Below are 26,115 nucleotides of genomic sequence, written 5' to 3' on the forward strand. Positions count from 1 at the left end.
CGGCGACAGCCGGAGGCGGCGTCAGGCCGCGACAGCCGTCCCCTGGATCGCCCGGCCCCAGTCGAGCAGCGGCTTGGCGCCAAGCGTGAAGCCGACGAGATCGTCAACCAGCGCCGGCGAATGGATCGTCGCCGGATCGATGTCGTGCCGGACCACGAAATGCCGGTTGCGCACCGCCTGGGCGAGATCCTCGTCACCGACATCCTCGAAACCGCGCGGCGCCCGCTTCAGGCGGTCTTCCGCATCGAGCGCGAGGCCGGCCTTGTTGAGCAATGCGACCATGCCGCGGAACGCGGCCGGCTTGGTCACGATCGCCTTGCGCATCGCCTGCAGCAGTTCCGGCGCCGGCTGCCACCAGGCCACACCGGCAAAGCAGCGCTCGAGCCCGATATGCACGTAGAAGACCCCCTGCTCCATCTTGGTGCCGTCGGGCGACAGGATCGCCGAGAGATGCCGGTTGTAGGGCCGCTTGTCCTTGGAAAAGCGCACGTCGCGATTGATGCGGAACAGCGATTTCTTGCGGTCGCCGCGCAGGCCGAGCTTGGCCGCCTCGAAACGCTCTGTGAGCGTCTCGACCAGATCGCAGAACGGCCCGTGCAGCTCGCTGTCGTAAAGGTCGCGGTTTTCCTGGAACCACTCGCGGCTCTGGTGGAAGTCGAGCGCCTTCAGGAACGGAATGGCCTTCGGCCCAAAACCCTTGAACGCGCCAGTCATCAGCCGCCCCTGCCGATGCGCTGCAGCCAGGTGTCCTCGTCGATCACCTCGATGCCGAGGTCGCTTGCAACTTTCAGCTTCGAGCCGGCGCCAGGACCCGCCACCACCAGGTCGGTCTTGGCCGAAACCGAGCCCGCGACCTTGGCGCCGAGCCGCTCCGCCATCGCCTTGGCTTCCGAACGCGTCATCTTTTCCAGCGAGCCGGTGAACACCACCGTCTTGCCCGAGACTTCGCTGCCGGCCGAGATTTCCATGACGTAGGGTTTCGGATGAACCTGCGCCAGCAAGGCGTCCAGCACATCGTCATTGCGCTCATTGCCGAAGAAGTCGCGCAACGCGTTGATCACCGTATCGCCGATGCCGTTGATCGATGGGAACACGCTGTGCGGATCCTCGGCCTTCGCCGTCTCCTTGCCGATACGGATCAGCTCCTCGATGGTCGAGAATTGGCGGGCAAGCACGGCCGCCGTGGTCTCGCCGATATGGCGGATGCCGAGCGCGAAGATGAAACGGTCGAGCTCCGGCTCGCGGCGCGCGTCGATGGCCGAAAACAGCTTGTCGAGACCTTCATAATTACGCTCCTCGACGCTGCGAACATTCTTGCGCGCCTTGCCCGAGGCTTCCTCGCGCAGCCGAGCCTGCTCCTCGCGCCGCTCGGCCAGCGCCTTGGTGACGGCCGGGCGGCGATCCTTCAGCGTGAAGATGTCGGCGGCCGTCTTCACCAGCCCCGAATTGAAGAAGAGGTCGATGTTTTCCGCGCCCAAGCCCTCGATATCGAGCGCGCCGCGCGACACGAAGTGGCGCAGCCTCTCCACGGCCTGCGCGGCGCAGATCAGCTCGCCGGTGCAGCGCCGCCGCGAATCCTCCTTGCCCGTCTTCTCGTTGATCTCGCGCGTCGCCGGCGAGCCGCAGACCGGGCAGGTATGCGGGAATTCATAAGGCACCGCGCCGGCCGGCCGCTTGTCCATGACGACGCTGACGATCTGCGGGATGACGTCGCCTGCCCGCTGGATGACCACCGTGTCGCCGATGCGCACGTCGATACCGTCGCGGATCGGCTGGCCGTTGCTGTCGAAACCCTTGATGTAGTCTTCGTTGTGCAGCGTGACGTTCTCGACCACCACGCCGCCGACTGTGACCGGCGCCAGCCGCGCCACCGGCGCCAGCGTGCCGGTACGGCCGACCTGGATGTCGATCTTCTCGACCGTCGTCATCGCCTGCTCGGCCGGGAATTTGTGGGCGACCGCCCAGCGCGGCTCGCCGGTGACGAAACCCCAGCGGCGTTGCAGCTCCAACTGGTCGACCTTGTAGACGACGCCATCGATATCGTAGCCCAACGAGGAGCGCTGCTCCTCGATGCGATGGTAGTGCGCGATGAGTTCGTCGATCGACTTCGCCCGCACCATCAGCGGGCTGACCTTGAACCCCCACTCGGCGAATTTCTGCACCGAATCGTACTGGGTGGGAGCCGGATCCGCCGTCGTATAGCCCCAGGCATAGGCGAAGAATTTCAGATTGCGGCTGGCGGTGACCGACGGGTCCTTCTGGCGGAGCGATCCGGCAGCCGTGTTGCGCGGATTGACGTAATCTTGGCCGCCGACGGCCGCCGAGCGCTGCTTCAGCGCCTCGAATTCGGCATAGGTCATGTAGACTTCGCCGCGGATTTCGATCGTCTCCGGCCAGCCCGACCCCTTCAGCGTCTTCGGAATGTCGGCAATCGTCTTCAGATTGGCGGTGATGTCCTCGCCGACGGCGCCGTCGCCACGCGTCGCGCCCTGCACGAACACGCCGTTCTCGTAACGCAGTGAAGCCGACAGCCCGTCGATCTTCGGCTCGGCGGTAAAGGCGATATCGAGATCCTTGTCGCGGTCGAAGAAACGCCGGCCGCGCTCGATGAAATCGGCAACGTCCTGGTCGGTATAGGCCTTGGCGAGGCTGAGCATCGGCACCGCGTGCCGCACCTTGGTAAAGCCCTCCGCGGGCGCGGCGCCAACCCGCAGCGACGGCGAATCCTCACGTATCAGGCCAGGAAAATGCTCTTCAAGAGCGAGGTTGCGCCGCCGCAGCGTGTCATATTCGGCATCGGTGATCGTCGGTGCATCCTCGGCATGATAGCGCCGGTCATGCTCGGCGATCTCCGCCGCCAGCCGCTTCAGCTCCTCCGCGGCCTCGCCTTCGGTCAGCGATTCGACTGGTTTTTCCGACATGAAACGCGGTCCTCGAATTGTGGCTGGCCACTATAAATCAGGATTCGCTGCGAGGGAGTCGGGTTGCGAAGAAATCATTGCTGAACAGCGGGATGCAGCCATCTGCTGACTCAGCCTGCCAGCGTCCAGAAATCTTAAGCCGCCGCGGTATTCTCGCGCAGCAACCGCTCCGCCGCCGCGCGGGCCTCGTCGGTGATGGTGGCGCCGGCCAGCATGCGCGCGATTTCTTCCTGGCGCGCGGCACGGTCCATTTCGACAATACCGGTGGCCACACGCTCCTTGCCGCCGGATTTCGAGATCAGGAAATGCGTCGCGGCGCGTGCCGCGACCTGCGGCGCATGCGTGACCGAAAGCACCTGCACCCGCTTCGACAACCGCGCCAGCCGCTGGCCGATGGCGTCGGCCACCGCGCCGCCGACGCCGGTATCGATCTCGTCGAACACCAGGGTCGGCGCCGAGCCGCGATCGGCAAGCGCCACCTTCAGTGCCAGCAGGAAGCGCGAGAGCTCGCCGCCCGAGGCGACCTTCATCATCGGTCCCGGCCGGGTGCCTGGATTGGTCCGCACCCAGAATTCGACCTGGTCGATGCCTTCTTCCATGCGGCTTTCGGCATCGCTTCCCATCTCGACGATGAACTCGGCCCGCTCGAGCTTGAGCGCCGGCAGTTCCGCCATCACCGCCTTGGTCAGTCCCCCAGCCGCCGCATGGCGCAGCGACGAAAGCTGCGCCGCGGAAATATCGTAGGCCTCGCGCGCCGCGGCGGCCTGCTTGGCCAGCGCGTGCAGCCGTTCCTCGCCGGCATCGAGGTCGGCAAGATCGGCCACCATCGTGTCGCGCAGTTGCGCCAGATCGTCGACCGCGACACTGTGCTTGCGAGAGGCGGCGCGCAGCGCAAACAGACGCTCTTCCGCCTTCTCCAGACGCTGCGGATCATATTCGGTGGCGCGAAGCGCTGCTTCCACGCCGGACTGCGCGGCGTCGAGCGAGATCATCGCTTCATCGAGCGATTTCACCACATCGTCGAGCAAGCCAGGCGCTTCGCTGGACTTGCGCTGCAGCCGCCGCAACAGGCTGGCGAGCTGCGGCAAGGGCGAGGACGGCCCCGACAGCACATCCTGCGCATCATGGATTTCGGCGGCGATCTTTTCGACGCGCATCATCGTCGCGCGCAATTCCGCAAGCTCCGTTTCCTCGCCTGGCTGCGGGTCGAGCTTTGCGAGCTCGGCGACGGAAGCGCGCAGATAATCGGCCTCGCGCGCCGCCGCCTCGACCTTGGCGCGATGCCGCGAAAGCTCCTGCTCGCAGTTTCGCCAGTACCGCCAGGCTTCGCCCGTGCCGCGCACGGCGCCCAGATGGCCGCCGAAACTGTCCAGCAATTCGCGATGCGCGTCGGGATCGACCAGCGCTCGCTCGTCATGCTGGCCGTGGATCTCAACCAGCGCGCGGCCGACATCGCGCATCAGGGTGACGCTGGAGGGCTGGTCGTTGACGAAGACGCGGGTGCGGCCATCGGCCGTCTGCACGCGGCGCAGGATGATGTCGCCATCGTCCTCGATATCGTTCCCGGCGAGCAACGCGCGTGCCGGATGGTTGCGCGGCACGTCGAACACGGCGATGACCTGGCCTTGCGCGGCGCCATGGCGGACGAGCGAGGCATCGCCGCGCGAGCCAAGCGCCAGCGACAACGCATCGAGCAGGATGGATTTGCCGGCGCCGGTTTCGCCGGTCAGCACCGAAAGCCCAGGCAGGAAGTCGATGTCCAGCTTCTCGATCAGGACGATATCGCGGATCGACAGTCTGGACAGCATCGCAAGCTTCAGGCGCCGGTGATCAGCTTCCCGGCCTTGGAAATCCACGACCCGGCATTTTCGCGCGGTTCAAGCCCGTTGCTCTGCAAGAGCTTGTAGGAATCCTTGTACCACGAGCTGTCCGGATAATTGTGGCCGAGCACCGCCGCGGCCGTCTGCGCTTCCGAGGTCAGGCCCATCGCATAGTAGGACTCGGTCAGCCGCGCGAGCGCCTCCTCGACATGGCGGGTGTTGGAATAGTTTTCGACCACGGTGCGGAACCGCTTCACTGCGGCGATGTATTCGCGGCGCTCGAGATAGTAGCGGCCGATCTGCATCTCCTTGCCGGCGAGCTGGTCGTTGGCGAAGCGGATCTTGTCCTTGGCGTCGCCGACATATTCCGAGTTCGGCCAGCGCGTCACCAGATCCTGCATGGTCTGGATGGTCTGGCGCGCTTCCTTCTGGTCCTGGGTGACGTCCTTGATCTGCCGATAGTAGCAGAGGCCGATGATGTACTGCGCGTATGCCGCGTCGTCGGTCGAGGGATAGAGGGTCAGGTAGCGCTTGGCCGAACCGATCGCCTCGTCATAATTGCCGGCGCGGTAGTCGGCGAAAGCGCCCATCACCATCGATTTGCGGGCGAATTCGGAATAGGGATGCTGGCGGTCGACCGCGTCGAACTTCTTGCTCGCCTCGTCGAGGCGGCCGGCATTCATGTTGGCCAGGCCCTGGTTGTAGAGAACGTCGGCCGGCTCGGTCTGGTCGACATAGGTCGCCAGGTTGACATCCTTCTCGGAGGACATGCAGGCTGAAAGCACGAGCGCGGGAGCAATCACCGACAGCGCCAGCAAAACACCCCGACGCGGCGTTGCCGATTGACCAACTCGCGAAAAAAACATGTTTGGATTCCGCCCCTTCGGCGTCGTTTCGGTCCGGGCCGAAGCCTTAAACCATTATCCCCTTGCCCGGCAACGCTATGTCCGGCCAATCGCACATTTTTGTGGCAAGCCCACGCTATGGCCAAAGCCGCGCGTTTTGACACCTCTGTGATGCAGCCATGCAACACAAGCCTGACCACAAAGCCAGAAAACGGTTAAAAATCAGATCACCCAGGGTGCGTAGACCGGCCGGCTGACGGCGATCATCTCGGCGACACGGCCGCGCTCGCGGCGCCTCGTTTCGACGATCTCGAAGGCCGTGTGGTCGGAAAGCAGCCGGCGTAGCGCCGAGGCGTTCATCCGGTGGCCGCCGCGATAGGACCGGAAGCAGCCGATGAAGCGCGCACCGGCCAGCGCCAGGTCGCCCATCGCATCGAGCGTCTTGTGGCGGGCGAATTCGTTGGGATAGCGCAGCCCGCCGACATTGATGACGCGGTTGTCGTCGCCGATGACCAGCGAGTTTTCCAGTGACGAGCCAAGCGCGTAGCCGGCGGCCCAAAGCCGCTCGACGTCTTTCATGAAGCCGAAGGTCCGCGCCCGCGCGATGTCGCGGCGGAAGATGTCGGGATTGATGTCGGAAGCGAATTGCTGGCGGCCGATCGCCGGGCTCTCGAAATCGATCTCGATCTCGAATCGCGTGCCGTCATAGGGGCGGAACTCCGCCCAGGACGCACCGGCTTCCACCCGCACCGGCTTGACGACGCGGATGTAGCGACGCTTCACCGCCAGCGTCTCGATACCGGCCTGGTCGATGGCTTCGACGAAGGCCATGGCGCTGCCATCGAGGATAGGGACTTCCGAACCGTCGATTTCTATGATGAGGTTGTCGATGCCAAGACCGAACACGGTGGCCATCAGATGCTCGACGGTGCCGATATGCTCGCCGGCCGGATCGCCAAGCATGGTGCAGAGATCCGTGGCGCCGACTTCGGCGACCAGGGCGCGGAACTCTCGGGCTTCGCCGCCGTTCGAAAGATGGAAGACGATGCCCGTGTCGGCGTCGGCCGGCAGGAAATGAACGGTGACGGTTTTGCCGCTATGAACGCCGATGCCAGCCAGCGTCGCGCGCGATTTCACTGTCGTCTGATAGTCGTGCAAGAGTAACCCCATACGCCCAAAATGCCTGCGTCCGCTCCATCGGCCTTGGGTATCTTGCAGCCAGTCGAATGGTCTGGCGCTCGCACAAAGGCGGCAAAATAGTCAAGAGCATGCGGCTCTGTGTGATCGGCAGGCAGGGCTACTCCCCGAATCCCGGCAAACCGACTTTAGTCCGTGGCGAAGATAATGGCCCGCTTTGGAGACTCCAAATCACGGTTTCTTTCCCCGTGTAACTGCGCGACTGCGTCAGAAGCAGCTCATAAGCCGCTGTTTTCAATGAATTTTATAAAAGCAACAGGCAGACGATACCTCGTCTGCCTGTTAACAACCGTTATATATCGTTAACGATCGGCGGCCCGTATCGACGATCGGCCGGTCCGCTATATTGTTAGTTGGCCTGGCGGCGCAGGAAAGCCGGGATTTCCAGCTGGTCGTCTTCCTGGACAGTGCGGGCCTGCGGCGTCAGCCGGCCCTGATCGTCGAGCTGGCCGCGACGCGGCGCGTAGAGCTGCGGATCCTGGCTGGCGAGACGGCGCATCTCGGGCGCGGCCTGGCGCAGCTTCGGCTCGCGCGGCTGCGCCGGCTGGAGCCGGGCCGGCTCTTCCTCGCGGCGGGTCAGGCCGTTGGTCAGCCGCTTGATCAGCCCCATCGGACCGCTGTTCTCATGGTCCGCCGGCCGGGTCTTGGCTTCGACTTCAGCCCTTACCACCGGCGGAAAGTCCTCCACGCGCGGCATGCGCTGCGGGGCAGCGGCCATCGGCTGCGGCATCTCGCGCTGCGGCGCGGGCTGCTGCATGACCTGCTGCGGCACCACCGGCTGCGGCTGCGGCTGGGCCGGCGGGGCCTGGAAGATCTTGCTCTGCGGCCGGAAGTCGTCGACCGGCGCGGCGCGCGGCTGCGCCATGGCGGCAGCGTTCGCCTCGGCAAGCTGGATCGCCTCGGCGACCGGATCGGCCGCGCGCGGCTCGTAGGCCTGCGGCTGAACCGGCGCGGGGCGGATTTCGGCAACCGGAGCCACCGCCGGGCGGGCGGCCGGCTTCTGCGGCGCGCGGATCGAGATCGGCGCAGCCGCGATTTCGGCCGCCGACTTGTCGATGCCCGTGGCGACGACCGACACGCGGATCACGCCTTCCAGCTCTTCGTCGAAGGTGGCGCCCAGGATGATATTGGCGTCCTGGTCGACCTCCTCGCGGATGCGGGTCGCTGCCTCGTCGACTTCGAACAGGGTGAGGTCGCGGCCGCCGGTGATCGAGATCAGCAGGCCCTTGGCGCCCTTCATCGAGGTCTCGTCGAGCAGCGGGTTGGCGATCGCGGCTTCCGCCGCTGCCATCGCGCGGCCCTCGCCCGAAGCCTCGCCCGTGCCCATCATCGCCTTGCCCATCTCGCGCATCACCGAACGGACGTCGGCGAAGTCGAGATTGATCAGGCCTTCCTTGACCATCAGGTCGGTGATGCAGGCGACGCCCGAATAGAGCACTTGGTCGGCCATGGCGAAGGCATCGGCGAAGGTGGTCTTGTCATTGGCCAGCCGGAACAGGTTCTGGTTGGGGATGACGATCAGGGTGTCGACGCACTTCTGCAGCTCCTCGATACCCATGTCGGCCGTCTTCATGCGGCGCTGGCCTTCGAAATGGAACGGCTTGGTGACGACGCCGACGGTGAGGATGCCTTTCTCGCGCGCCGCGCGGGCAACGACCGGAGCAGCGCCCGTGCCGGTGCCGCCGCCCATGCCGGCGGTGACGAAGCACATATGGGTGTTGGAGAGATGATCGATGATCTCGTCGATGCACTCTTCCGCCGCCGCGCGGCCGACTTCCGGCTGCGAGCCGGCGCCGAGGCCTTCGGTGACATGCGCGCCGAGCTGGATCAGCCGCTCGGCCTTCGACATGGTCAACGCCTGCGCGTCGGTGTTGGCCACCACGAACTCGACGCCGCGCAGGCCGGCTGTGATCATGTTGTTCACGGCATTGCCGCCGCCGCCACCGACACCGAACACGGTGATACGGGGCTTAAGCTCGGTGATGTCCGGCTTCTGCAGATTGATGGTCATTGTCTCCGTCCTTTGCCTTTCCCGCCGCCTCGCCGCTGCGGCCGCCTATGGGGCTGTCCCCGTCAAATTAAAAACTGTCTCTCAACCACTGACTCATGCGATGTAGTTTTCCGCCCGTCCCGGTCATCCTGAAACCGGAAAGTCCTTTCGCCGAATGGCTCTCGAAGCTCGCCATCTGCGGATAGATCATCAGTCCGACCGGGGTCGAGAACGCCGGTCCCTTGGCCGCCTCAGGCAGGCCCGCGACGCCGAGCGGCCGGCCGATGCGCACATTGCGCCCGAGGATGCGGCGCGCCGCTTCCGGCAGGCCGGCGAGCTGGCTGGCGCCACCGGTGAGCACGACGCGCTTGCCGACGGCATTGCCGTAGCCGGACTTGTTCAGCCGGTCGCGCAAAAGCTCCAGTGTCTCGTCGATGCGGGCGCGGATGATGCGCGTCATCACCGAGCGCGGAATCTGCAGCGGCACATCGCCTTCCTCGCCGATCGGCTGGATCGAGACGAGGTCGCGGTCGTCGGCGCTGCCGGGCAGCGCCGAGCCATGCATGACCTTCAGCCGCTCCGCGGCATCGAGCGAGGTCGACAGGCCCTTGGCCATGTCGAGCGTCACATGGTTGCCGCCGATGGCGATGGCGTCGCCGTGGACGAACTTGCCTTCCGAGAACACCGAGATGGTCGTCGTGCCGCCGCCCATATCGATGCAGGCGGCGCCCATTTCGAGCTCGTCGTCGACCAGCGAGGCAAGTCCGCTGGCATAGGGCGTCGCCACCATGCGCTCAACCGACAGGTGCGAGCGGTTGATGCAAAGCTCGAGGTTGCGCATCGGCGCGGCATCGCCAGTCAAGACATGCATGTCGACGCCAAGCGCGTCGCCCACCATGCCGCGCGGGTCGCGTATGCCGCGCTCGCCATCGAGCGAGAAACCGACGGGCAGCGAATGGATCACCTCGCGCTCGGCCCGCAGCGCCTGCTTGGCACCGGCGGCGAGCACCCGCTTGATGTCGACTTCCTCGACCTGATGACCGCCGAGATTGATCGTCGCCGAAAAGGCTTCGCTCTTCAGCCGGCCGGCCGTCATGTTGACGATGAGGGAATCGACCGTGAGCCCGGCCATGCGCTCGGCCGCATCGACGGAGAGGCGAATCGCATGCTCGGCGCGATCGAGATCCACCACCACGCCGGACTTAACGCCTTGCGACTTCTGGTGGCCGATGCCGATCACCTGGATGCGATGCGAACGCCCACGCAGAAGCTTGCCGTCCTCGTTCGGCTTGAGCTTCGCCACGACACAGCAAACCTTGCTGGACCCGACATCGAGCACCGTGAGCGTGCCCGACCGGCGCGAAGAAACGTCACCGCTGCCGCCAAGCCAGCTCATATCTTTCTCTCCACCTTGCGCTTGGCCAGGTTCTTCGGCTTTTCGCTGAGCGCGGCTTCGCGCTGCGTCGCCGCTTCCGGCGAAAGCTCCACGACCAGCCTGTCGGGGAGCCTCATGTCGACGGCGGCGATGTCGCGGGTCAGCAACCCGTTGTCATGGTCGAGCTTGACGAGCTCGGCGATCGCCTGGTCCTCGCCGTCTTCCGGCAGCTTGATCGTGATGCCGTTCTCAAGCCTCAGGTCCCAGCGGCGCTCGCCGACACGGATGTAACCTTTGACCCGCGCCGCCAGCGCGGGGTAGCGCTCGATCTTGGCGAGAAAGGCCGGCGCCATCGCCGGCGCGCCCGTGCCGATAATCAGCGGGAGCAGCGCTTGCTTGCCACCCGAGAACGGCGCGATCATCTCGCCCGACCGTTCGATGACAGAAACCGAGGTGCCCTGCTGCCAAAGCGCGAAGGGCTGGCGCTCCTCGATGCGCACTTCCAGCGTATGCGGGTAGATCTTGCGCACAGCGGCACCCTCGACCCAAGGCAGCGTCGCGATGCGCTCGCGCGCAGCCTCGGCATCGAAGCCGATCAGCGAGGTCCAGCCGTCGAGGCCGAGCCGGTCCAGCACATCGATCTCGGACGTCTGGCGATTGCCGACCACCTTGATCTGGTCGACGGCAAAACCGGTGCGGGCCGTGATGCCCTGCACGATGCTGTCGGTGTAGCCGCCAAGATAGGCGCCATAGGCGCTGCTGGATGCGATCAACGCGGCGGAAAGGATCGCCGCCGAAAAGCGCGGCGCCTCATACTCGCCGCCGCACAGGCGCGCCAGCACGCGCATCGGCCGGCGGAGCTGACGCGGCAATACGAAACGGTCGAATGACAGCGACATGCCGAACAGCGCGAAACCAGCCGCGCCACCGCCATTACCCTGTCCCCACCTCAACGCAGACACGAAGCGTCCTCCACCATCCAACTCAACAAATCGCCGAACGAGTGCCCCGCTTGCGCGGCGATTTCAGGCACCAGAGACGTCGGCGTCATGCCCGGCTGAGTGTTGACCTCGAGCCAGACAACCTCGCCGTTTTCGGAGTGACGGTCGTCGTAACGGAAGTCCGATCGGGAAACGCCCCGGCAACCAATGGCAAGATGAGCCTTGAGCGCCAGTGTCTGTATTTTTTGGTAAATATTCGGTGAAATTTTAGCAGGGATTTCGTGTTTTGATCCGCCAGGAACATATTTTGAATCGTAGTCGTAGAAGGAATGCCCGGTCGGAATGATCTCGCAGACGCCGAGCGCCACGTCGCCCATCACCGCGCAGGTCAATTCGCGCCCATGGATGTAGCGCTCGACCATGACGGTCTCGCCATATTGCCACTCGGTCGAACCGATCACCTGAGGCGGATGCGACTGCCCCTCATGCACGATGACTACGCCGAAGCTCGATCCCTCATTGACCGGCTTGACCACATAAGGCGGCCTCATCGGATGCTTGTTCTGGACGGCGAAGCGATTGACCACCTTGGATTCCGCGACCGGAATGCCGGACGCCTTGGCAATCTTCTTGGCCAGTTCCTTGTTCATGGCCAGCGCCGAAGCGAGCACGCCAGAATGGGTGTACGGAATTCCGAGAAATTCGAGAATTCCCTGAATGGTGCCGTCCTCGCCAAACGGACCATGCAGCGCATTGAAGGCGACATCAGGCTTGAGCTCGGCAAGCACAGACCCGACATCGCGTGAAACATCGACACGGGTGACCTGATAGCCTTCATTCTCGAGCGCATCCGCACACGCCTTCCCCGAGGACAGAGACACGGGCCGCTCCGAGGAGAATCCACCCAGGAGGACAGCCACATGCTTGTTCTTCATTCCCGTCATCCCCTCTCACGCCGGGTCTGCAACCGATATTCCCGCACCGTATTTCCAAACATTGAGTCCGAGTCTTCCGGCAGGTTGCCCCCCCAGACGGAAAACGCGGATTCACGCGTCGAACGACTCAAATCAGGAAACGCTTTAGGGCAGAGAATCAGAGAGTTGATTCGCTGGCAAGTGCCTATGATTCCGAGAGATTCACTTTCCGCGAAAACAGCCGCAAAAAGTGAATTGTGAGTCTTTAAGGCAACGGTTTGCGGCCATTTCAGACTGCTGGAAGTTCAAGTATCACATGAACTTCAGCCCAAGCTAAAGAAGCTGCCCGAGGAACTCCTGCACCGCATGGCCGGGGCGGAAATTGCCGAGGCGCTTGATCTCCCAATGCAGCCGGATGCCGGAGTTCTCGAGCACCCGCGCCCGCACCGTCTCGCCGAGATATTCGAGGTCGTAGCCGGTGGCCGTGCCGGTGTTGATCATGAAGTTGCAATGCATCGGCGACATCTGCGCGCCGCCGATCATCAGCCCGCGGCAGCCCGCCTTGTCGATTTCCTTCCAGGCCGAGGTGCCTTCCGGATTCTTGAAGGTCGAGCCACCGGTTTTCTCGCGGATCGGCTGCACCGTCTCGCGGTGGCTCTGCACGGCATCCATCGCGGTCTTGATCGCGGCCTTGTCTTCCGGAAACCCTTCGAAAATAGCTGAGGTGAAGATCAGGCCGGAAGGCGCGGATGAGTGGCGATAGGCATAGCCCATATCGTCAGTGAGCAACGTATGGAGATTGCCCTTGCGGTCCAACGCCCTCACCTCGACGACCCGCTCGCGGGTCTCGACGCCGTTGGCGCCGGCGTTCATCCTGAGCGCGCCGCCAATGGCGCCGGGGATGCCGTGGTAGAAATGGAAGCCGCCGATACCGGCCTCGTGGGCAACCGCTGCGAGGCGCTTGTCGGGCGTCGCAGCGCCCGCCTTGATGCCGATCGACGAAACAACTTCGGCCTCACCAAAACCCTTGGCCGAGAGCCTGATGACGAAGCCCGAAATGCCGCCGTCGCGCACCAGAAGATTCGAGCCGACGCCGACCACCGTAACCGGCACCTCTTCCGGCACCGCGCGCAGGAAGGCCGCCAGGTCTTCCTCGTCGGCCGGCTGGAACAGCGCCTCGGCCAGGCCGCCGGCCCGGAACCAGGTGATCTTGTCCATCTCCGCGTTCGGCGTGATACGGCCGCGCAGGCCGGAAAGCTTGTCGCCGAGCTTGTCGATCAAGTCCTGGCCACGCATCATGAGGGCGTCCCACCCAGTTCCTTGGGCAGCGCATAGGCCCATTGCGTGATGTTGCCGGCCCCGAGGAAGACGACCAAGTCGCCAGGCTTGGCAAGCTCGCGAATGACTGGCGCGATCGCCGCCGCGCCATCGATATAGCGCGCGTCGCGATGGCCGCCTGAGCGGATGCGCGACACCAGCGCGTCGGAGGTCACGCCTTCGATGGGCTCTTCGCCTGCCGCATAGACCGGCGCCACCATCACCGTGTCGGCGTCGTTGAAGCAGACCGAGAACTCCTCGAAGAGATCGTGCAGGCGGGTGAAGCGATGCGGCTGCGCGATGGCGATCACACGCCCCTTGGTCGCGCTGCGCGCGGCCTTCAGCACCGCCGCGATCTCGACCGGATGGTGACCGTAATCGTCGAACACCTCGACGCCGTTCCACGAACCGGTATGGGTGAAGCGCCGCTTGACGCCGGCGAAGGACGACAGGCCCTTCTTGATCGCCTCGGCCGAGAGGCCAAGCTCATGCGCCACCGCGATCGCCGCCGTCGCGTTGGAGACGTTGTGCCGGCCGGGCATCGGGAGGCGCAGATCCTCGATCGTCGAGGTACCACGTCCTTTACGATCGCGGATCACGACATCGAATTCGGAGATCGCACCTTGCATCCGGTGGTTGGTGAAGCGCACATCGGCCTGCGCGTTCTCGCCATAGGTGATGACGCGCCGGTCCTCGATGCGGCCGACCAGCGCCTGCACTTCCGGATGGTCGGTGCACATCACGCCGAAGCCGTAGAACGGCACGTTCTCGACGAACTGGCGGAAGGCCTCGCGCACCTTGTCGAAGCTGCCATAGTGGTCGAGATGCTCGGGATCGATGTTGGTGACGACGGCAATGTCGGCCGGCAGCTTCAGGAAGGTGCCGTCGCTCTCGTCGGCTTCGACCACCATCCACTCACCATCGCCCATGCGCGCATTGGTGCCGTAGGCATTGATGATGCCGCCATTGATGACGGTCGGGTCGAGCCCGCCGGCCTCGAGCAGCGTCGCCACCATGGAGGTGGTCGTCGTCTTGCCATGTGTGCCGCCGATGGCAACGGCCTGACGGAAGCGCATCAGCTCGGCCAGCATCTCGGCTCGGCGGACGATAGGCAGCAACTTCTCGCGCGCGGCTTTCAGTTCCGGGTTGGATTTCTTGATAGCGGTCGAAACGACCACGACTTCGGCGTCGCCGAGATTCTCGGCCTTGTGGCCGACGAAGCATTCGATGCCCTTGTCGCGCAGCCGCTGCACATTGGCGCCGTCGGTCTGGTCGGACCCCTGCACCTTGTAGCCGAGATTGTGCAGCACCTCGGCGATGCCGCTCATGCCGATGCCGCCGATGCCGATGAAATGCACAAGGCCGATCGTCTGCGGCATCTTCATGCGCGCGTCCTCCTGTAGTCCGAAACCGTTTTGCTGGACGCAATAGCCTCTGTCAGATCGGCGAGCAACTGCGCCGCGTTCGGTTTCCCGGCCGAGCGGGCGGCGGCGGCCATGGTCGCCAGCCGGTTCGGAGCCTTCATCAGCCCACCGACCAACTCGGCGATCCGCTCCGCCGACAGCATCGATTGCGGGTGGAGTTCGGCCCCGCCGGCGGCGGCAAGGGCCGCGGCATTCGCCGCCTGGTCGTGATCGAGCGCGTGCGGATAGGGCACCAGCAGCGCCGGCCGGCCGATGACAGCGATTTCCGAAACCGTCGAGGCGCCGGAGCGCGACATCACCAGATGCGCCGCCCCCATGCGCGCCGCCATGTCGGTGAAGAAGGGCGAAACCTGGACGTCGACGCCGAGTTCGGCATAGGCGGCCTTCACCCGCGCCACATCCTCGGCGCGCGCCTGCTGGGTGATCGCCAGCCGCTTGCGCAGGTCTTGCGGCAAAAGCGCGATCGCTGCTGGAACCGCATCGGAAAAGAACTGCGCGCCCTGGCTGCCGCCGAACACCAGGAAACGGAACGGCTCGCCCTCGTTCGGTACCACGTAAGGCGTCTTCGCTGCCTCGAGGACCTGCGGCCTGACCGGATTGCCGGTGGTCACCGTCTTTGCGCCGTCAGCGCTGGCGCCCTCCGGCAGGAAGCCGCCGGCAATCGCATCGACGCGGCTGGCAAGCGCCTTGTTGGCGCGGCCCATGACGGCGTTCTGCTCATGGATCAGCGTCGGCACTCTTCGCCTTGTCGCCGCATAGAGCGGCGGCAGCGTCGGATAGCCGCCGAAGCCGACGACCGCCTCCGGCTTGATCCTGGCGATGATCCTTCCCGCTTCGCGCACGCCCTGCCAGATTTTCCAGAAGGCCGAGATCACCGCGACCGGATTCCTCGATCCCAGCGTCGCCGAGGCGATCGCGTGGATATCGGCGGCGGGAAACTGGCCGGAATAACGCTCGGCGCGACGGTCGGTGGCGAGATGCACCTTCCAGCCGCGTTCGATCAGCTCATGCGCCAGCGCCTCGGCCGGAAACAGATGTCCGCCCGTTCCGCCGGCTGCAAGCAGGATCACACCCTTCGCCATCCTGCCTCATTCCGCCGGCATTGCGCGCTGCGAGAGGACGAAGCCCATCTGCTTGCGCTTTTCCGGACGCTTGCGCGTCAATGCGAGCACCATGCCCATCGAGACGGCGATGGCGATCTGCGAGGACCCGCCATAGGAAATGAAGGGCAGCGTCATGCCCTTGGCCGGCATCAGCTGCAGGTTCACGCACATGTTGATGGCCGATTGCAGGCCGAAGACGGTGACGAGGCCGCCAACCGCGTAGCGGGTGAAATCGTCCTGCTCCTTGAGCGCGATGCTCAATCCGCGCAGCACGATGAAGGCGAAGATCGACATGATGAAGAAACACATGATCAGCCCGAACTCCTCGCCCGCGACCGAGAAGACGAAGTCGGTATGAGCATCCGGAACAATGCGCTTGACGGTTCCTTCGCCCGGCCCAACGCCGAACCAACTGCCGTTGATGAGTGCCTCGCGGCCCATGTCGACCTGAAAGGTATCGCCTTCGCCGGTCAGAAACTTGTCAATGCGCAAGGCAACGTGCGGGAACACCGAATAGGCCGCGAACAGGCCGCTCGCCCCGATGACGCCGAGGGCCATGATCCACAGCCATGGCAGGCCGGCCATGAAGAACATGACGCCCCATGTGCCGGTCACCAGCATGGTCTGGCCGAGGTCGGGCTGAGCGACCAGGAGAGAGACCACCAGCACAAGCAGCAGGAGGGCGAACAGGTTGCCGGGAATATCGGGCTGGCGCTTATGCTCGGCAAAGAGCCAGGCGCAGATGACGACGAAGGCCGGCTTCAGGAATTCGGATGGCTGAATGGAAAGCCCGGCGAGCGACACCCAGCGCCGCGCCCCCTTCACCTCGACGCCGACGTAGAGCACCGCCACCATCAGCACCAGCATGATGCACAGCATCACCAGCGACATGCGCCTTATCTGCCGCGCCTCCAGGAAGGAGACCGCAAGCATGACGATCAGCGCCGGGATGGTGAAGATGACCTGTCTGGTGGCGAAGTGAAAGCTGTCGAGGCCGATACGCTCGGCCACCGCGGGGCTCGCCGCGAAGGACAAGATAATGCCAAGCCCCATCAGCGACAGGAACGCGGCCAGGAACCAGCGATCGATCGTCCACCACCAGGTTGCGACAGGACTTTTGTCGAGACGGCTTTGCATCAACGTGGCCCTCCGATGGGTTTCACACCATCTATAGCAGTCGCAGCTTGCCTGAAGGCTTCGCCGCGAACTTCGAAATTCTTGAACTGGTCGAAACTGGCGCAGGCCGGCGAAAGCAGCACCACGGCCTCGCCGCCGGTGTCCTTTGCCGCGTCGGCGGCGGCATGCTCGACCGCCGCCGCCAGCGTTCCGGATATCTCGTAAGGCACCGTCTCGCCGAGCGTCGCCGCAAAGGCGGGCGCCGCCTCGCCGATCAGATAGGCCTTGGCGATGCGCGGGAAGAAGCCGCGCAGCGGCTCGATGCCGCCTTCCTTGGGCAGGCCGCCGGCGATCCAGTAGATACGGTTGGCGAAGCTCGACAGCGCGGGCGCTGCAGCATCGGCATTGGTCGCCTTGGAATCGTTGACGAACAGCACATGGTCCTTGCGGCCGACCTGCTCCATGCGGTGCGCCAGCCCGGGGAAGCTTTCGAGCCCGGCCTGGATCTCGCCGAGATCGAGCCCGACCTTCAGGCAGGCGACAACGGCGGCCAGCGCATTCTGCGCATTGTGCTGGCCGCGCAGCGAGCCGATGCCTTCGAGGAAGGCGACGCGGCTGTAGCGGCCATGCACGGCTTCCATCAGATTGGTGCCGTCGGCGAAATAGCCGTCGGTCAGTGGCAGGCGCTTGGAAATGCGGATGACCTGCCGGCCGGCGCGCTCCAGGCGGTCGGCGATCTGGGCGCACCAGGAATCGTCGACGCCGATGATCGCGGTGTCTGAGCCGGCGACCAGCCTTTCCTTGATCGAGGCGTAGTGCGCCATCGTGCCATGCCGGTCGAGATGGTCCGGCGTCAGGTTGAGCAGGATGCCGGCGGTCGGATTGATCGAGGGCGCGAGATCGATCTGGTAGGACGAGCACTCGACCACATAATGCCGTGTCGGCTCAGGCGGATCGAGCGTCATGATTGCTCGGCCGATATTGCCGCCCATCTGCGTGTCGCGGCCCGCCGATTTCAGGATATGCGCCGTCAGCGCCGTCGTCGTGGACTTGCCGTTGGTGCCGGTTATCGCGATGAAAGGTGCTGCCGGCGCGCGGCTGATGCGCTCGCGGCAGAACAGCTCGATATCGCCGATGACCTCGACGCCGGCGCCGCGCGCCAGCTCCACCGTCCAATGCGGCTTGGGATGCGTCAGCGGTACCCCTGGCGACAAAACGAAGGCGGCGAAGTACTGCCAGTCGGCGGCGTGCAGATCGCCGGTCGCAATCCCCGCGGCCGCCGCCTTGGCGACGCTGTCCGGATTGTCGTCCCACGCCAGCACCTCGGCGCCCCCCGCGATCAGCGCATGCGCGGTGGCGATCCCCGAGCCGCCAAGCCCGAAGAGCGAAACGCGTTTGCCTGAAAAGGAAAAGGCGGGGATCAAGCGGGTGTCCTATCTCAGCTTGAGGGTGGAGAGGCCGACCAGCGCCAGGATGACGGCAATGATCCAGAAGCGGATTACCACCTGGCTTTCGGTCCAGCCGAGCTTTTCGAAATGGTGATGGATCGGCGCCATCAGGAAAACGCGCTTGCCGGTCATCTTGAAGTAGCCGACCTGGATGATGACCGACAGGATCTCGACCACGAACAGGCCGCCGACGATGACCAGCACGATCTCGTGCTTGGTGGCGACCGCGATGGTACCGATCAGGCCGCCCATCGCCAGCGAGCCGGTGTCGCCCATGAAGATCGCGGCCGGCGGCGCGTTGAACCAGAGGAAGCCAAGGCCCGCGCCGATTACCGCGCCGAGCACGACGGCGAGCTCGCCGGTGCCGGGAACGAAGTGGATCTGCAGATATTCGGCGAAGACCGCGTTGCCCGAAAGATAGGCGATGACGCCGAAGGACGCCGCCGCGATCATGATCGGCACGATCGCCAGTCCGTCGAGGCCGTCGGTCAGGTTCACCGCATTGCCGGCGCCGACGATGACGAGGCAGGAGAACGGGATGAAGAACCAGCCGAGGTTGATGAGGAATTCCTTGGCGAAGGGGAAGGTCAGCGACGACGAGAACGGCGCCTGGCCGTTGTGCATGATCACCCACGCGGCGATTGCCGCGACGATGAACTCGATCGCCAGCCTCGCTTTGCCGGAGAAGCCCAGATGCGACTGCTTGGTGACCTTGAGATAGTCGTCGTAAAAGCCGATCGAGCCGAAGCCGACGGTGACCAGCAGCACCACCCAGACATAGATGCTGGACAGGTTAGCCCATAAGAGCGACGAACCGATGATGCCGGACAGGATCATCAGCCCGCCCATGGTCGGCGTTCCGGCCTTCTTGAAATGGGTCTGCGGGCCATCGGCGCGGATCGGCTGGCCCTTGCCTTGCCGCAGGCGCAGCGAATTGATGATCGTCGGCCCGAAGATGAAGACGATCAGCGCCGACGTGATCAGCGCGCCGCCGGTGCGAAAAGTGATGTAGCGGAAGACGTTGAAGAACGAGATTTTGTCCGCGAAATCGACGAGCAATGTGAACATGGTTTTTTCCGTCCCCCGGAGCCCGACCTAGGTCGGCTTAATGTTTGTGGCTTCCGCCGGAAATTTGCCGAGCAATGCCTCGACCAGCTTTGAAAACCCGATACCTTTCGATGATTTGACCATCACCACGTCGCCGGGCCTGAGCGCGGAGATCACGATCGGCTTCAATTCTTCCGCTTCCGATCGATACTCGGTTGCGATGTCTGACGGCAGGACGTCGGCCAGCGCCTGCATTTCCGGCCCACCGAGAAAGACGTTGCGCGTGCCCGTGCCGACGATCAGCCCGGCAAGCGCCGCGTGGAGCTTGGCCGAATGGCTGCCGAGCTCCAGCATGTCGCCGAGCACCGCGATGCGCCGGCCCTCGCCCGAGACAGGCGTGGCGTTGAGCAGCGCCATGGCCGCCGCCATCGACGCCGGATTGGCGTTGTAGCTTTCGTCGATCAGCGTGATCGGCCCGTTGGGATGATGCAGGACATGGCGCCGGCCCCGCCCGCGCTCGGCCGAAAGATCCGCAAGCGCGGCCCCGACCTTGTCGAGGTCTGCGCCGACAAGTTGCGCGGCGCCGAGCACCGCCAGCACGTTCTGCACAATATGGCGGCCGGGCGCCCCGACACGGGCGGTCAGGTCCTTCTTGCCGAGCTTGACGGCGATGTCGGAATGGTCAGCATGAAGCTCGCAGCCGACAAGGCGGAAGGCCGAACGGGGATTTTCGCCGAAGCCGAAGACATGCTCGACTCCCGCCTCTTTCGCCATTTTCCCGAGCAGCTTCCAGCGTGGATCGTCGCGGTTGAGCAGCGCGGCGCCGCCGGGCTCGATCCCCTCGAAAATCTCGGCCTTGGCCGTGGCGATCTCGTCGAGATTCTTGAAGAAGCCGAGATGGGCGGCGGCGATGATCGTCACGATGGCGACATGCGGCCTGACCATCTTGCCCAGCGGCCTGATCTCGTCCGGATGGTTCATGCCGATCTCGAAGACCGCGTAGTCGCAGTCCTGCGGCATGCGCGCCAGCGTCAGCGGCACGCCCCAATGGTTGTTGAATGACTGCGCCGAGGCGTGCACCTTGCCAACCGTCGACAGCACATGGCGCAGCGCTTCCTTTGTGGTCGTCTTGCCGGCCGAGCCCGTGACCGCGATGATCCTGGCCTTCGAGCGGGCGCGGGCGGCCACACCGAGCTTCTCGAGAGCCGCAAGCACGTCCTGCACGACGATCATCGGCGCCGTCAGCCGACCGAGCGAGGGCAGCTTGCCCTCGGCGACGACCAGCACGGCCGCTCCGGCCTTGACCGCGGCTGTCGCGAAATCATGGCCGTCCATCGCCTCGCCCTTGATGGCGAAGAAGGCGTCTCCGGGCGCAAGGCTGCGGCTGTCGATTGAAATGCCGGTGATGCCTTCCGGCAGCGAGCCGATCGGCCTGCCGCCCATGGCTTCGACCAGCGCTTCCGACGTCCACAGCAAACTCATGCGACGCGCTCCTTGAGCGCCTCGCGCACTTCCTCATGGTCGGAGAAGTGGAAGGTTTCGGTGCCGACGGTCTGGCCCTCCTCATGCCCCTTGCCGGCGACGATGAGCGTATCGCCGGCGCGAAGCATCGCAACCGCCTCGTGGATTGCCTTGCGGCGATCGCCGATCTCGATGGCGCCCGGCGCCGCTGCGAGGATCGCCGCGCGGATCGTTTCGGGCACTTCCGTGCGTGGGTTGTCGTCGGTGACGATGACGACATCGGCGAGCCGCGTCGCGATCTCGCCCATGATCGGCCTTTTTCCCCGATCGCGGTCGCCGCCGCAGCCGAACACCACGACGACGCGACCCGTGGTGAAAGGCCGGACCGAGGTCAGCACATTCTCCAGCGCATCGGGCTTGTGCGCGTAGTCGACATAGACGGGGGCGCCGGCGGCGGTGGTGCCGACGAGGTCGAGCCGGCCCGGCGCGCCCTGCAATTTTTCCAACGCCGCCAGGGCTTTGCTTGCCGGCGTTCCGGTCGAGATGGCAAGGCCGGCCGAGACCAGCGCGTTGGCGATCTGGAAATCGCCGGCCAAAGGCAGGTCGACCTCGTGCAGCACGCCGTCCGCCACGACCTCGGCGCGCTGGCGATGGCGCTCATGCTCGACCCGCTTGAGTGTCAGGAAATCGCCATGGCGACCGACGGTCAGCACCTTCAGGCCCGCCGCCTTTGCGGCCCTGATCGTGGGCTCCGACCACGGGTCGTCGGCAAAGACGATCGCGGGGGCGCCCTTCGGCAGCAATGTGTCGAACAGGCGCAGCTTGGCGCGGTGATAATCCTCGACCGTCGGATGATAATCCATGTGGTCGCGGCCGAGATTGGTGAAAGCGCCGGCCGCCAGCTTCACCCCGTCGAGGCGGCGCTGGTCGAGACCGTGGCTCGAGGCTTCCATCGAGGCGTGGGTGACGCCAGCATCCGCCAGTTCCTTGAGCAGTCGGTGCAGCGCCACCGGATCGGGCGTCGTCAGCGAGCCATATTCGTTGCGGCCGGGCGCAACGACACCGGTCGTGCCGATCGAAGCGGCGGCAAAACCCGCCTGCTCCCAAATCTGGCGGGTGAAGGCGGCGACGGATGTCTTGCCGGCGGTGCCGGTGACGGCAACCATGGTCTGCGGCTGGCGCCCGAAGAAGCGTGCCGCGCTGAGCGCCAGCGCCAGGCGCGGATCATCGACGGCGAGAACCGGGATCGACAGGCCGGAGACGGCCGCGCCCCGGCCGGTGACGATCGCCGCGGCGCCTCGGGCCGCGGCATCGGCCGCATAGGTCGAACCGTCGGCCTTGCTGCCGGCAAGGGCGAAGAAGACGACGCCGGTCTTGACCGAGCGGGAATCGGAGGAAAGCCCGGTCACCTCCAGATCGCGGGAAGCTGTTCCCTCGACAGGCAGGACACCGGCTAGATCTTTTAGATGCATTGAGTCCCGTTCACCGCAACAAAATAGCGCGCAGTTGCCGGCGCGCCCCAAGAATCACTGATAGGAAACCAGCGTTGCACCATTTTCATGGCTGAAATCTGGCTTCACGCCAAGCATGGCCGCTGAGCGCCTGATGATGTTGCCGGCCATAACCCCCGCATTGTTGGCGGCAACGTCCGTCATCCCGGGCTTTTCCGGATGCGGGGCGTCGGCGATCGTGAACACCAGAAATTGCGGATCGTCCATCGGGAAGGCGGCGACGAAGGTGTTGAAATTCAAGTCCTTGGAGTAGCGGCCGTTGATGACCTTCTCGGCCGTTCCGGTCTTGCCGCCAACGCGGTAACCGGGGACCCTGGCATTTCTGGCCGAGCCCTTCTCGGCGTTCAGCGTATAGAGATAGCGCATACCTTCGACCGTCTTGTCGCTGACCACTTTCTTGGCCACCGCCATTGCATCCTGCTCGCTGCGCACCAGGAATGTCGGCTCGATCAGATAGCCCTGCATCAGCGCCGCGCAGCCGACGGCAGCCTGCAGAGGTGTCGTCGACACGCCGTGGCCGAAGGCGATGGTGAACGAGTTGACCTGTTTCCAGACCTTGGGTTCGGTCGGGCGGGCGACTTCCGGCAGTTCGGTCTGCATCCTGTCCAGAATGCCGAGGCGGTGCAGGAATTCGCGGTGCCCCTCGATGCCGACGAGTTCGGCCTCCCTGGCCGACCCGATGTTGGACGAATAGAGGAACACTTCCGGCAGCGACAGCACCCGGTTCTTGCCATGGAAATCGTGGATGGCCTGATGGCCGACCCGGATCGGATGCGACGCGTCGAAGCGGCTGTTCATCGTCGCCTTGCCCGAATCGAGCGTCATGGCCGAGGTGAAGCTCTTGAAGGTCGAGCCCATCTCGTAGAGACCGGCCGACATACGGTTCAGCCGGTCTTTTTCCTGCGCGTTGTACGGATTGTTCGGGTCGAAGTCCGGCACCGAGGCCATGGCCATCACTTCGCCCGTCTTGATGTTCAGCACGACGGCGCCGGCGCCCAGTGCACGATAGCGCTCCAGGCCGGCGGCGATCTCGTCGCGCACCACATGCTGGACGCGCAGATCGATCGAAAGCTTGACCGGCTTGAGATCCTTGGCCACCGCGAGCCCCGACGCCTGCAGGTCGCTCAGCCCCTGCTCGTCGATATACTTCTCCATGCCGGAGATGCCCTGGTTGTCGATGTTGGTGAGGCCGACGATGTAGGACGAGGTCTCGCCGCTCGGATAGAAGCGGCGCTTTTCGGTGCGGAAGCCGAGGCCGGGGACACCCAGCGCCATGATGTCGGATTGCTGCTTCGGCGTCAGCTGCCGCTGCAGCCAGACGAAGCCGGCGCCGCTCTTGAGCTTGCGATAAGTCTGCTCGTAATCGATCTCCGGCAACACGGTCGACAATTTCTCGATCGCTTCGTCGGCGTCGACGATGCGGCGAGGCTCGGCAAACAGCGACGCCGTCTTGATGTCGGTCGCCAGCACCTCGCCATTGCGATCCACGATATCCGGACGCGATGCCGTGACCCGGTTCTCCGGGCCGCCGGAAAGATCGGGATTCTGCATGCCGAGATAGACGAGCCTGCCGGCAATGGTCGAATAGATGGTGAAGAACACCGCCATCGTCATGACGATGCGCGTCCTTGCCTTGCCGCCAGTCGCCTTGCGCGCGGCGTCGACGACGATCGAGCCATCCTCAGCCTGCTTCTTCCGGCGCTTCAGCAGGTCGCCGATCCTTGGAAGCCCACCGATCATTGAACGGTGCTCCCGGTGACCACCGGATCCTTGTCTTCAGATGGCTCCTTCCCGGAATTGTCGGCCATGCCGCCAAGCCGCTGCGAGGAGAGGTCCTCGATGGTCAGGGGTTTCACGGGGATGTCGTCGAGGCTGCCGATCTGGTGCGCGTTGACCGGTTCGAGCCCGAGCTGGCTCTTATAGACATCGGCAAGCTTCTGCAGCCGCGACGGCTGGGTGAGCAGGCTCCAGTCCGCCTTGAGGAGATCGATCGTCTCTTCCTCGTAGTGGATCTGCGCCTGGATCTTCTGCACAGCCGCCTGTTGTTCTTCGGCTTCGCGCTTCGTCTTGTAGGTCAGGGCGGCGGCCGAGACCATGACGGCGATCAGGACTATGTCGCTGGTACGAAACACGTGCTCACCTCTCTCCCGGCCGCTCGACGGCGGGAAGCTTTGGAAGGCCGAAAATCGAAAAGTCGCCGGCGCGCGCTGGGGCATCGGTGCGTATCGCCGCGCGCAGCCTGGCCGAGCGCGCGCGCGGATTGGCCTCCGTCTCGGCCTCTCCCGGCGTCACGCCGCCGCCGGCCTTGCGGAAGGTGGCAATGCGCACGGGCGCGTCGGGCATATGTCGCGAGCCGCTGGCTGCTTCGGAACGGTCGGCGATGAAGCGCTTGACGATGCGGTCTTCCAGCGAATGGAACGTCACCACGGCGAGCCGTCCGCCGGGTTTCAGCGCCCGCTCGGCGGCCAGCAGCGCTCTTGCCAGCTCGCCAAGCTCATCATTGACGAAGATGCGCAGCGCCTGGAAGACGCGCGTGGCCGGATGGATCTTGTCCTTCGGCCCTCTTCCGATATGCGTTTCGATGGCGTCGGCGAGATCGAGCGTGCGCTCGAAAGGCCTCTTCTCGCGCCGGCTTTCGATCATGCGCGCGATGCGGCCGGCATGGCGCTCCTCGCCGAGAAAGCCGAAGATACGCGCAAGGTCGCCCGCCTTGAAGGTGTTGACGACATCGGCGGCGGAGAGCCCCGCCTGCGCCATGCGCATGTCGAGCGGCCCGTCGGCGCGAAAGGAAAAGCCGCGCTCCGCCTGGTCGAGCTGCATGGAGGAAACGCCGATGTCGAGCACCACGCCATCGGCGCTCTCGACATGCTCGTCCAGCGTCGAGAACGGCGCCTGGACAAGTCTCAGCCGGCCGCCGGCCTGTCGTTCGAGCGCCCTGCCCGCCGCGATTGCGTCCGGGTCGCGGTCGATGGCGACGACGGAGGCGCCGCGGTCGAGGATGGCGCTGGTGTAGCCGCCGGCGCCGAATGTCCCGTCGACGATCGTCTCGCCGGCCTTCGGCGCAAGCGCGTCGAGCACCTCGGCAAGGAGGACCGGAATGTGACGGGCCAGTCCGCCAACGGCGTGAGGGTCATCGCCGTGGCCAGCCATCATTCCGATCGCTCCCCGGGCTTCGTCCCCTGCCGAAGCTGCAAAAGCCTGGCCCGCGCCTGCGCCCCATAGGCGGCAAGCCGTCCCGGCTCCCAGACTTGAAAGAAATTGCCGCGGCCGACAAAGGCCACCTCGTTCGAGATGCCTGTATGCTCGCGGATGAAATCGGTCATGGTGATGCGGCCGTCCTGGTCCAGCTTCAGAAACGTCCCGTCGCCATGGCAGAAGAACGACATGTCGTCCGCCGTCTGCAGGAACGGGTCCTCCAGCGCGATCCGCTGCTCGTAGCGGTCGAGCAGGTCGAGCCCACCGACATCCATCGCCGACAGGTCCAGGCAGCGCAGCGCGTAGAGTTCCGAATAGCCGCGTTTCTGCACCACGGCGCGGAAATGCGCCGGAACGGACACCCGTCCCTTCGCATCGATCCTGCTCACCGTGTTCGACAGAAACCGGTCCAATAGACTCTACAGCCGCTGGCGCCGCTGCACCCCTCATGTTGTTCTCCGCGCCCTCGCCGCGCTTGCGGCAAATCGCT

21 protein-coding genes are annotated in these 26,115 nt (G+C 64.8%); all 21 read right to left on the bottom strand.

Annotated elements, in window-relative coordinates; genetic code table 11:
* Window positions 1-21 precede the first annotated feature (21 nt).
* Window positions 22-714: a TIGR02453 family protein gene (locus FJ417_RS15750; protein WP_140784083.1), complete on the bottom strand. Its 693-nt coding sequence runs from the start codon at window positions 712-714 to the stop codon at window positions 22-24.
* Complete coding sequence (ligA, locus tag FJ417_RS15755) at window positions 714-2,921, bottom strand: NAD-dependent DNA ligase LigA (protein ID WP_140784084.1); 2,208 nt, start codon at window positions 2,919-2,921, stop codon at window positions 714-716. Before ligA ends, FJ417_RS15750 begins: the two co-directional genes overlap by 1 nt.
* A 134-nt stretch (window positions 2,922-3,055) precedes the next feature.
* The gene (gene recN, locus FJ417_RS15760; protein WP_140784085.1) at window positions 3,056-4,729 is read right to left on the bottom strand and encodes a DNA repair protein RecN; all 1,674 of its coding nucleotides are present in this window, start codon (window positions 4,727-4,729) and stop codon (window positions 3,056-3,058) included.
* Window positions 4,730-4,737: 8 nt separating this feature from the next.
* Window positions 4,738-5,607 (bottom strand): outer membrane protein assembly factor BamD, encoded by an 870-nt coding sequence (locus tag FJ417_RS15765; RefSeq protein ID WP_140705943.1) that lies wholly within the window; start codon window positions 5,605-5,607, stop codon window positions 4,738-4,740.
* A 201-nt stretch (window positions 5,608-5,808) separates the two neighbouring features.
* Complete coding sequence (gene lpxC, locus FJ417_RS15770; protein ID WP_140784086.1) at window positions 5,809-6,756, bottom strand: UDP-3-O-acyl-N-acetylglucosamine deacetylase; 948 nt, start codon at window positions 6,754-6,756, stop codon at window positions 5,809-5,811.
* 376 nt (window positions 6,757-7,132) lie between these two features.
* On the bottom strand, window positions 7,133-8,794 hold the full coding sequence (gene ftsZ, locus FJ417_RS15775) for a cell division protein FtsZ (protein ID WP_140784087.1): 1,662 nt from the start codon (window positions 8,792-8,794) through the stop codon (window positions 7,133-7,135).
* A 67-nt stretch (window positions 8,795-8,861) separates the two neighbouring features.
* Window positions 8,862-10,169, bottom strand: a complete 1,308-nt coding sequence (ftsA, locus tag FJ417_RS15780) for a cell division protein FtsA (RefSeq protein ID WP_140784088.1) — start codon at window positions 10,167-10,169, stop codon at window positions 8,862-8,864.
* On the bottom strand, window positions 10,166-11,110 hold the full coding sequence (locus FJ417_RS15785) for a cell division protein FtsQ/DivIB (protein ID WP_140784089.1): 945 nt from the start codon (window positions 11,108-11,110) through the stop codon (window positions 10,166-10,168). The genes ftsA and FJ417_RS15785 overlap by 4 nt, the downstream gene beginning before the upstream one ends.
* Window positions 11,098-12,024 carry a D-alanine--D-alanine ligase gene (locus FJ417_RS15790; protein ID WP_140784090.1) on the bottom strand — a complete coding sequence of 309 codons (927 nt, stop codon included), beginning with the start codon at window positions 12,022-12,024 and terminating at the stop codon, window positions 11,098-11,100. The genes FJ417_RS15785 and FJ417_RS15790 overlap by 13 nt, the downstream gene beginning before the upstream one ends.
* A 312-nt stretch (window positions 12,025-12,336) precedes the next feature.
* Window positions 12,337-13,302, bottom strand: a complete 966-nt coding sequence (gene murB, locus FJ417_RS15795) for a UDP-N-acetylmuramate dehydrogenase (protein WP_140784091.1) — start codon at window positions 13,300-13,302, stop codon at window positions 12,337-12,339.
* Window positions 13,299-14,705 (bottom strand): UDP-N-acetylmuramate--L-alanine ligase, encoded by a 1,407-nt coding sequence (gene murC / locus FJ417_RS15800; RefSeq protein ID WP_140784092.1) that lies wholly within the window; start codon window positions 14,703-14,705, stop codon window positions 13,299-13,301. The genes murB and murC overlap by 4 nt, the downstream gene beginning before the upstream one ends.
* Window positions 14,702-15,826 (bottom strand): undecaprenyldiphospho-muramoylpentapeptide beta-N-acetylglucosaminyltransferase, encoded by a 1,125-nt coding sequence (gene murG / locus FJ417_RS15805; protein ID WP_140784093.1) that lies wholly within the window; start codon window positions 15,824-15,826, stop codon window positions 14,702-14,704. The genes murC and murG overlap by 4 nt, the downstream gene beginning before the upstream one ends.
* 6 nt (window positions 15,827-15,832) lie before the next feature.
* Window positions 15,833-16,984, bottom strand: coding sequence for a putative lipid II flippase FtsW (gene ftsW, locus FJ417_RS15810; RefSeq protein WP_140644047.1), 1,152 nt, complete (start codon window positions 16,982-16,984; stop codon window positions 15,833-15,835).
* On the bottom strand, window positions 16,984-18,387 hold the full coding sequence (gene murD / locus FJ417_RS15815) for a UDP-N-acetylmuramoyl-L-alanine--D-glutamate ligase (RefSeq protein WP_140784094.1): 1,404 nt from the start codon (window positions 18,385-18,387) through the stop codon (window positions 16,984-16,986). The genes ftsW and murD overlap by 1 nt, the downstream gene beginning before the upstream one ends.
* Window positions 18,388-18,396: 9 nt before the next feature.
* Window positions 18,397-19,479 (bottom strand): phospho-N-acetylmuramoyl-pentapeptide-transferase, encoded by a 1,083-nt coding sequence (mraY, locus tag FJ417_RS15820; RefSeq protein WP_140784095.1) that lies wholly within the window; start codon window positions 19,477-19,479, stop codon window positions 18,397-18,399.
* Window positions 19,480-19,506: 27 nt separating this feature from the next.
* Window positions 19,507-20,940 carry a UDP-N-acetylmuramoylalanyl-D-glutamyl-2,6-diaminopimelate--D-alanyl-D-alanine ligase gene (locus FJ417_RS15825; protein ID WP_140784096.1) on the bottom strand — a complete coding sequence of 478 codons (1,434 nt, stop codon included), beginning with the start codon at window positions 20,938-20,940 and terminating at the stop codon, window positions 19,507-19,509.
* A complete protein-coding gene (locus FJ417_RS15830; RefSeq protein WP_140784097.1) occupies window positions 20,937-22,391 on the bottom strand; it encodes a UDP-N-acetylmuramoyl-L-alanyl-D-glutamate--2,6-diaminopimelate ligase in 1,455 nt (484 codons plus the stop codon). The genes FJ417_RS15825 and FJ417_RS15830 overlap by 4 nt, the downstream gene beginning before the upstream one ends.
* Window positions 22,392-22,445: 54 nt before the next feature.
* Window positions 22,446-24,170 (bottom strand): penicillin-binding protein 2, encoded by a 1,725-nt coding sequence (locus FJ417_RS15835; RefSeq protein ID WP_140644032.1) that lies wholly within the window; start codon window positions 24,168-24,170, stop codon window positions 22,446-22,448.
* The gene (locus tag FJ417_RS15840) at window positions 24,167-24,562 is read right to left on the bottom strand and encodes a hypothetical protein (protein ID WP_140657445.1); all 396 of its coding nucleotides are present in this window, start codon (window positions 24,560-24,562) and stop codon (window positions 24,167-24,169) included. Before FJ417_RS15840 ends, FJ417_RS15835 begins: the two co-directional genes overlap by 4 nt.
* A 4-nt stretch (window positions 24,563-24,566) precedes the next feature.
* Entirely contained in the window at window positions 24,567-25,583 is a 1,017-nt protein-coding gene (rsmH, locus tag FJ417_RS15845) for a 16S rRNA (cytosine(1402)-N(4))-methyltransferase RsmH (RefSeq protein WP_140784098.1), read from the bottom strand.
* Entirely contained in the window at window positions 25,580-26,038 is a 459-nt protein-coding gene (gene mraZ, locus FJ417_RS15850; protein WP_140644023.1) for a division/cell wall cluster transcriptional repressor MraZ, read from the bottom strand. Before mraZ ends, rsmH begins: the two co-directional genes overlap by 4 nt.
* Window positions 26,039-26,115 lie beyond the last annotated feature (77 nt).

Origin of the sequence: Mesorhizobium sp. B3-1-7 (genome assembly GCF_006439385.1) — a bacterium.
GTDB lineage: Bacteria > Pseudomonadota > Alphaproteobacteria > Rhizobiales > Rhizobiaceae > Mesorhizobium.